Annotated in this window: 2 protein-coding genes; both read left to right on the top strand. The window is 49.2% G+C overall.

The genetic code is table 11. The annotated features are described in order from the left end of the window. Positions 1–1,373: chloride channel protein (locus ABUA47_RS02135; protein WP_349831402.1), on the top strand; the 1,373-nt coding region annotated here is incomplete at its 5' end. Positions 1,374–1,546: 173 nt separating this feature from the next. Continuing rightward, positions 1,547–2,133, top strand: a 587-nt coding sequence (locus tag ABUA47_RS02130) for a methionyl-tRNA formyltransferase (RefSeq protein WP_349831401.1), incomplete at its 3' end; no start/stop codon positions are given.

The following is a 2,133-nucleotide window of genomic DNA, read 5'->3' as shown; positions in this document are numbered from 1 at the left end:
CGGGTTCGGCTATCGGTTCCAATCTGGGAACCATCTTCAAGATGGAGCATCGTACGCTGATGCTATTGGTGGGATGTGGTGCTGCCGGTGCGGTTGCAGGCATTTTCAAGGCGCCGATTGCCGGTCTGGTATTTACGCTGGAGGTACTGATGATAGATTTGACAATGTCCTCCTTGTTGCCGTTGCTGATATCTGCGGTGACGGCTGCAACTGTTTCCTATATCGTGACGGGTACGGATGCCATGTTCAAATTCCATCTGGACCAAGCTTTCGAACTGGAGCGTATTCCGTATGTCATTATGCTGGGTATCTTCTGCGGATTGGTTTCCCTTTATTTTACCCGGGCCATGAACTCTGTGGAAGGCGTGTTCGGAAGGTTGAGAACTCCCTATAAGAAACTGATAATGGGCGGTGCCATGCTGAGTATCCTGATATTCCTTTTCCCACCGTTGTATGGCGAAGGTTACGATACGATAGAATTGTTGCTGAATGGGATGAGCAATGCCGAATGGGACACGGTGATGAATAATTCCTTCTTCTACGGGCACGGCAATCTGTTGCTGATATACCTCATACTGATTATTCTGTTCAAGGTCTTTGCCTCGAGTGCCACGAATGGCGGGGGCGGTTGCGGCGGTATCTTCGCACCTTCGTTGTATCTGGGTTGTATTGCCGGTTTTGTCTTTTCACATTTCAGCAATGAAATAGAGATGACGGCTTATCTGCCCGAGAAGAACTTTGCCTTGATGGGAATGGCGGGGGTCATGAGTGGGGTCATGCACGCTCCGCTGACCGGCGTGTTCCTCATAGCCGAGCTTACGGGAGGATACGACCTGTTTCTGCCACTGATGATTGTTTCCGTCAGTTCTTATCTTACCATCATCATGTTCGAGCCTCATAGTATCTATTCCATGCGTTTGGCCAAGAAAGGAGAACTGTTGACGCACCATAAGGACAAGGCCATCCTTACCCTGATGAAGATGGAGAATGTGGTGGAAAAGGATTTTGTGACCGTGCATCCCGAAATGGATTTGGGCGAACTGGTAAAGGCCATTTCTGCCTCGCATCGCAATGTCTTTCCCGTGACGGATAAGGAAGGGGTGCTGATTGGCATTGTCTTGTTGGACGATATCCGGAACATTATGTTCCGCCAGGAGTTATATCATCGCTTTACGGTGGGAAAACTGATGACTTCGGCTCCGGCACGTCTGTATGATACGGACAGTATGGAGCGGGTGATGCGTACCTTTGATGATACGAAGGCGTGGAATCTGCCGGTGGTGGATGCGGAAAACAAATACTTGGGCTTCGTGTCCAAGTCGAAGATATTCAACTCGTACCGTGAAGTATTGGTACATTTTTCGGAAGACTGAGGACTTTTTGGTATTTACTATTTTACTATTTACAAGTTACTATTTGCCGTTCGGGGTGATGGGGCATTGTAAATCGCAAAGAAGATGCTTCGTACATTGTAAATGGTAAATTGTAAATGGGCAAATGAGCTGCCTCGCAAATGGTACATTGTAAATGGTAAACTGTAAATGAAATGGTGGAAAAGAAGAATTTGAGGATTGTATATATGGGTACTCCCGACTTTGCGGTGGAGGCTCTTCGTTGCCTGGTAGAAGGAGGCTACAATGTGGTGGGTGTCATTACGATGCCCGACAAGCCTGCCGGACGGGGACATAAACTCCAGTTTTCTCCGGTGAAGCAGTATGCACTGGAACATAATCTTCCGCTTCTTCAGCCGGAGAAGCTGAAGGATGAGGCTTTTGTGGAGGCGTTGCGTGCATGGAAGGCCGATTTGCAGATAGTCGTTGCTTTCCGCATGTTGCCGGAGGTGGTATGGAACATGCCGCGATTGGGCACCTTCAACCTGCATGCTTCCCTGCTTCCGCAGTATCGCGGCGCAGCCCCCATCAACTGGGCGGTGATTAATGGTGATACGGAAACGGGCATCACCACTTTCTTCCTGAAACATGAGATTGACACCGGTGAGGTTATCCAGCAGGTACGGGTACCCATTGCCGATACGGACAACGTGGGTATCGTCCACGACAAACTGATGCTGTTGGGCGGTCGCCTGGTGGTAGAAACCGTAGATGCCATTCTTGCCGGTACAGTGAAAAGTAT

Source organism: Bacteroides sp. RTP31139st1_H2_RTP31139_211217 (assembly GCF_040227615.1).
Classification (GTDB): Bacteria; Bacteroidota; Bacteroidia; order Bacteroidales; family Bacteroidaceae; genus Bacteroides; species Bacteroides uniformis.
This window is presented reverse-complemented; position numbering and strand designations above follow the sequence as displayed.